A 5,427-nucleotide genomic window follows, 5' to 3' on the forward strand; every position below is an offset into this window, starting at 1 on the left:
CGACACGTCCGCCTCGGCGAACACGGTGTCGACCACGCGGTCGAACGCGGGGCGCAGGCTCGAGGGCCGCGCGGCCGCATCTCCGAGCCGGTCGATCAGGTCGTCGTCGCGGAACAGCTCGTCGACGTACGGCCAGACGTCGCCGATCGCCCGGATGATGCGGGTGCGGGACTCCTCGGTGCCGCCGGCGAGTCGCAGCATCCATTGCACGGCGTGATCGCGGTGGTAGTCGACCTCCTTGAGCGACTTCTCGGCGATCGCGGCGAAGGTCTCGTCGCTGCTGGCGCGCAGGGCCGAGTACAGCTCGAACATGTAGGTGGCCACCACGAACTGCCGCGCGATGGTCTGGGCGAAGTCGCCGTTGGGCTGCTGCACGATCCAGGCGCAGCGGAACTCGGGCTCGTCGCGGAAGAAGGCGAGATCGTCTTCGCTGCGGCCGTCGTACGAGCCGGCATAGTGCAGGAAGGAGCGTGCGTGGCCGAGCAGGTCGAGCGCGATGTTGCCCAGGGCCACGTCCTCCTCCAGCTCGGGGGCGCGCGAGATCCAGGCGCCCAGCTGCTGGGACAGGATGAGCGCGTCATCGCCGAGGCGCAGTGCATACTCGGCGATGTCGGCCGACGCGGCGACCGCGCCGGTGCCGGAGAGCTCCTGCGAGAGGCTGATCTCGTCGACGGAGACGTCGCCGTGGATGTCGCCGTGGATGTCGCCGTGGACGTCGGCGCCCTCGTGCGCGGTGGTCGGGTGCGGTGCGCTCACAGGTGCGGCACTCCCTCGGAGGCCGTGTAGTACACGGCGTGGCGGTAGTTCTTGCCGGCGGGGCTCTCGAAGTACGCGCCCTTGGCGTCCGGGTCGCTCGTGGTGATCGCGTCTGCCGGCGCGACCCAGATCGAGACGCCCTCGCCGCGGCGCGTGTAGAGGTCGCGAGCATTGCGGATCGCCATCTCGGCGTCCGGCGCGTGCAGCGAGCCGACGTGCACGTGGCTGAGGCCCCGGTTCGCGCGCACGAAGACCTCCCACAGGGGCCAGGGTTCGCGCTCGTCTGCTCCCGGCGTCGCCATCACGCCACCGCCTTCGTCTTGAGGGACTGCTTGCGCGCGTACTCGGCCGCGGCCTCGCGCACCCAGGCGCCCTCTTCGTGCGCGGTGCGGCGCCGTTCGAGACGCTCGGCATTGCACGGTCCGTTGCCGCGCACCACCTCGAAGAACTCGTCCCAGTCGATCTCGCCGATCACGTACTGGCCCGTCTCCTCGTCGAAGCGCAGGTCGGGGTCGGGCAGGGTCACCCCGAGGATCTCGGCCTGGGGCACGAGCATGCCGACGAACCGCTGACGCAGCTCGTCGTTCGAGAACCGCTTGATCTTCCACTTCATCGACTGCGCCGAGTTGGGGGACTGGTCATCGGGCGGCCCGAACATCGCGAGGCTCGGCCAGTACCAGCGGTTCACCGCATCCTGGGCCATCGCGCGCTGCTCCTCGCTGCCCTGCATGAGGGTCAGCAGGATCTCGAAGCCCTGGCGCTGGTGGAACGACTCCTCTTTGCAGACCCGCACCATGGCCCGCCCGTACGGGCCGTACGACGCCCGGCACAGCGGCACCTGGTTGCAGATCGCGGCACCGTCGACAAGCCAGCCGATCGCGCCCATGTCCGCCCAGGTCGGGGTGGGGTAGTTGAAGATCGACGAGTACTTCGCCTTGCCGCTGATGAGCTGATCCATCATCTCGTCGCGCGTGGTGCCCAGGGTCTGCGCTGCGGAGTAGAGGTAGAGGCCGTGGCCGGCCTCGTCCTGCACCTTCGCCATCAGGATCGCCTTGCGCTTGAGGCTCGGCGCGCGCGTGATCCAGTTTCCCTCCGGCTGCATGCCGATGATCTCGGAGTGCGCGTGCTGGGAGATCTGCCGGACCAGCGTCTTGCGATACGCCTCCGGCATCCAGTCGCGCGGCTCGATGCGCTGCTCGTTGGCGATGAGCTCGTCGAAGAGACGTTCCTCATCGGAGATCTCGCCCACCAGGGATAGGTCTGCGGCACTGGTCATCGTCGACTCCTCGGCATCCGGTCAACTTTACTGACCGATCGTTAGGTAATTCTGACACAGAGGACGGCCGGATTCAAGGCGCGGCTCTCACTGCGAGCGGGAGATCAGCTCCAGGAGGGCTCGCCCGTAGGCCTCGGAGGGGTCTGGATGCTCGAATGCGAGCGCATCTCCGCCGATCTCGATGTCGACCCGGAAGGCGTCGTCGAGGCGCACCAATGCGCGGAAGGTGCCATGCGCGCACCGCGGGTGCGCCTGACCGACCGCGAGCTGGAGGTGCTCCGACTGCTTGACACGGGGGCATCCAACCGCGAGATCGCGAAGACCCTGTTCGTGACCGAGGCCACCGTGAAGACCCACCTCGTGCACGTGTTCGAGAAGCTCGGCGCCGACAGTCGTGCGCGCGCCATCGCCATCGCGCGCGACAGCGGCCTGCTCTGAGCCCTCCGCTTGCGCGTCGGGCCCGCGACCTCGAAGTCGGCGAAGTCGGCACTGTCGAAGACCGGGCCGGCGACGGCATCGGTCGCGATCGCACGCTGAGCGTTCAGCGGTAGTCGCGGTCGCGGTGCTGTCCGCTCTCGTCTCCTGATTGCACACGCGCGGCCTCGCGAGCGCGCAGCTCGACACGGCGGATCTTGCCCGAGATCGTCTTCGGCAGCTCCGGAACGAACTCGATGATCCGCACCCACAGGTGCGACGACAGCCGCTCGTGCGCGTAGGCGAAGATCGCGCGCGCCGCGTCCGAGTCGGAGGCTGCGACATCGGAGGTCAGGCACACGTAGGCCTTCGGCACGGCCAGACGCGTCGGATCGGGGCTCGGGATCACCGCCGCCTCGATCACGAGGTCGTGCTCCAGCAGCACGGACTCGAGCTCGAACGGCGAGATCTTGTAGTCGGAGGCCTTGAACACGTCATCGGAGCGTCCGACGTAGGTGAGGTAGCCATCGTCGTCGCGCACCGCGATGTCGCCGGTGTGGTGGTAACCACCCGCCCGGGACTCGGCGGTCTTCTCTGGGTCGTCGTAGTACCCGGCCATGAGCCCGAGCGGAGGCCGGGACAGGTCGAGCGCGATCTCGCCCTCGGCGTCGACGACCTCTCCGGTGACGGGGTCCAGCAGCACCACCGGGTATCCGGGCAGGGGGCGGCCCATGGAACCGACCTTCACGGCTTGACCCGGGGAGTTGCCGATGCAGGCGGTCATCTCGGTCTGGCCGAAGCCGTCGCGGATCGTTCCGCCCCAGGCGTCGCGCACCCGGTCGATGACCTCAGGGTTCAGCGGCTCACCCGCCCCCACCAGCTCCCGCGGCGGGTGGGTGAGGCGGGCGAGGTCGACCTGGATCAGCATCCGCCACACCGTCGGCGGCGCGCAGAACGTCGACACGTGGTGGGTGTCCATGACCTGCATGAGCGTGTTCGCGTCGAAGCGGGCGTAGTTGTAGACGAAGACGGTCGCCTCTGCGAGGAACGGCGAGTAGAAGCTCGACCAGGCGTGCTTCGCCCAGCCGGGGGAGGAGATGTTGAGGTGCACATCGTCGGGGCGCACACCGAGCCACCACATGGTCGACAGATGCCCGATCGGATACGAGGCGTGCGTGTGCTGCACGAGCTTCGGCCGGTTCGTGGTGCCCGAGGTGAAGTAGAGCAGGGCGGTGTCGGACGAGGGGGTCGGGCCGTCGGGCTCGAAGACCGCCGTGGCAGCGGTCGAATCATCGAAGCGCGCCCAGCCGGACGGGATGCCGTCGCTCACACCGATGCGCAGGATGTCGGGCCCGATGTCGTCGAGGCGGTCGGCGAGGGCTCCGAGCGTGATGACCGCCCGCGCGCGGCCGTGGTCTACGCGGTAGGCGAGATCCGCCGCGGAGAGGAGGGTCGAGCTCGGGATGGAGACGGCGCCGATCTTCGTGATCGCCAGCATCACCTCCCACAGCTTGATCGTGTTGTTCAGCATCACGATCACGTGGTCGCCGCGGCCGATGCCGAGAGCGGCGAGCCAGGCGGCCACCTGGTCGGATCGTGCCGACAGCTCGCCGTAGGTCCAGGAGCGCAGGCTCAGGTCGGCCTCGACGATCTGCACCGCCGGTCGGTCGGGATTCTCGCCCGCGACGACGTCGAACCACTCCAGCGCGAAGTTGAATTCCGGCACCTGCGGCCAGGCGAACCCGGCCCGCGCCGCCTCGTAGTCGGTGGCGTTCGCGAAGAGGAAGTCCCGCATCTCGCGGACGGTGTGCGTGGCGGCGGTGGCGCTGCGGCTCATGGTGCTCCCTTGCTCCTGGCTGACGTGCATTCCATCCTCGCGCACGCATCGACGCCCCGCTCGTTCCGGTCGGACGGGTCAGGTGGAGAGCACTCCCGGTCCGTCGCGCAGCTCGAACACGAGCTGGGTCTCGGTGCCGCGCACGACCGGATGGACCGTGATGTGCTCGAGCACGATGTCGCGCAGTGCCGTCGCATCCTGCACCGCCACGTGCACGAGGAAGTCGTCGACGCCGGCCACGTGGAAGACCTGCAGCACGCGCGGGATGTCGGCGAGGGCATCGAAGAGCGCGGTCACCTTCGCCCCGGTGTGGTTCGCGAGGCGCACCTTGATGATCGCCTGCAGCGGGAAGCCGAGGGCGGCCCCGTCGATGCGGATGCGGGTGTCGCGGATGACGCCGCGCTCGCGCAGCGCCCGCACCCGATGCGCGCAGGTCGACTCGGCGAGGCCGAGCCGATGCGCGAGCGCCTTGTTCGTCGTCTCGGCATCACGAGTGAGAACCGCGAGCAGTTCGAGGTCGATCTCGTCGAGTTGTGCTTTCGCCAACGGAAAGCCTCCTTGCCTGCTGGATATTGCACAGAGTAGCGTTCCACATCGATTTTCTGGCGGTTTCTGTCGATCTTCTGCGCATTCATCGTGATTCCGGCAACGTGGAGGCATGACTGCACCGCTGCATCCCGACACCGTCGCTGTCCACAGCGGACGCTCCGATCTCGAGGGTCTCGGGGTCCACGCGCTGCCGATCGACCTGTCGACGACGAATCCGCTCCCCGACATCGAGCGCGGCGGGGACTCGTACGAGGCGATGGCGACGGGCGGGCGTCCTCCGGCCGACGGCAGCATGGTCTACGCGCGGCTGTGGAATCCCACGGTCGCCCGCTTCGAGGAGGCACTGGCCGAACTCGAGCACGCCGATGCGTCCGTCGCCTTCGCCTCGGGCATGGCCGCGATGACGGCCGTGATCCTCGCACACACCGGTGCGACGGGGGCGCGCCACGTGGTCGCGGTGCGTCCGCTCTACGGGGGCACCGACCACCTGCTCGGATCCGGGCTGCTCGGCGTCGAGACCACCTACTGCCATCCCGACGAGGTCGCGGCAGCCGTCCGTCCCGATACCGGCCTCGTGGTCGTCGAGACCCCGGCG

At 68.7% G+C, this 5,427-nt stretch carries 6 protein-coding genes and 1 pseudogene; 2 read left to right on the forward strand and 5 right to left on the reverse strand.

Annotated features, from left to right (window positions below; genetic code table 11):
* From paaC to paaA, 3 genes are all read right to left on the reverse strand, one after another.
* On the reverse strand, positions 1 to 756 hold a 756-nt coding region (gene paaC, locus KZA10_RS07170; protein WP_218682520.1), incomplete at its 3' end, for a 1,2-phenylacetyl-CoA epoxidase subunit PaaC.
* Entirely contained in the window at positions 753 to 1,058 is a 306-nt protein-coding gene (gene paaB, locus KZA10_RS07175) for a 1,2-phenylacetyl-CoA epoxidase subunit PaaB (RefSeq protein ID WP_017828375.1), read from the reverse strand. The genes paaC and paaB, both read right to left, overlap by 4 nt.
* Positions 1,058 to 2,032: a 1,2-phenylacetyl-CoA epoxidase subunit PaaA gene (paaA, locus tag KZA10_RS07180; protein ID WP_055877528.1), complete on the reverse strand. Its 975-nt coding sequence runs from the start codon at positions 2,030 to 2,032 to the stop codon at positions 1,058 to 1,060. The genes paaB and paaA overlap by 1 nt, the downstream gene beginning before the upstream one ends.
* A gap of 228 nt (positions 2,033 to 2,260) precedes the next feature.
* Here paaA and KZA10_RS07185 point away from each other — a divergent pair.
* Positions 2,261 to 2,470, forward strand: a pseudogene (locus KZA10_RS07185) (response regulator transcription factor); the annotation flags it as partial.
* Between the two features lie 103 nt (positions 2,471 to 2,573).
* On the opposite strand, the gene KZA10_RS07190 reads toward KZA10_RS07185, so the two are convergent.
* Positions 2,574 to 4,283 carry an AMP-binding protein gene (locus KZA10_RS07190; protein ID WP_218682521.1) on the reverse strand — a complete coding sequence of 570 codons (1,710 nt, stop codon included), beginning with the start codon at positions 4,281 to 4,283 and terminating at the stop codon, positions 2,574 to 2,576.
* A gap of 78 nt (positions 4,284 to 4,361) precedes the next feature.
* Positions 4,362 to 4,829: an Lrp/AsnC family transcriptional regulator gene (locus tag KZA10_RS07195; protein WP_218682522.1), complete on the reverse strand. Its 468-nt coding sequence runs from the start codon at positions 4,827 to 4,829 to the stop codon at positions 4,362 to 4,364.
* Between the two features lie 112 nt (positions 4,830 to 4,941).
* Between KZA10_RS07195 and KZA10_RS07200 the strand changes: the two genes are divergently transcribed.
* Positions 4,942 to 5,427, forward strand: a 486-nt coding sequence (locus KZA10_RS07200; protein ID WP_218682523.1) for a PLP-dependent transferase, incomplete at its 3' end; no start/stop codon positions are given.

Origin of the sequence: Microbacterium sp. BF1 (assembly GCF_019279095.1) — a bacterium.
Lineage (GTDB): Bacteria > Actinomycetota > Actinomycetes > Actinomycetales > Microbacteriaceae > Microbacterium > Microbacterium maritypicum.

Coding starts and splice junctions, on each gene's coding strand:
- KZA10_RS07190 (WP_218682521.1), bottom strand. CDS start 4,283: ATGAGCCGCAGCGCCACCGCCGCCACGCACACCGTCCGCGAGATGCGG.
- paaB (WP_017828375.1), bottom strand. CDS start 1,058: ATGGCGACGCCGGGAGCAGACGAGCGCGAACCCTGGCCCCTGTGGGAG.
- paaA (WP_055877528.1), bottom strand. CDS start 2,032: ATGACCAGTGCCGCAGACCTATCCCTGGTGGGCGAGATCTCCGATGAG.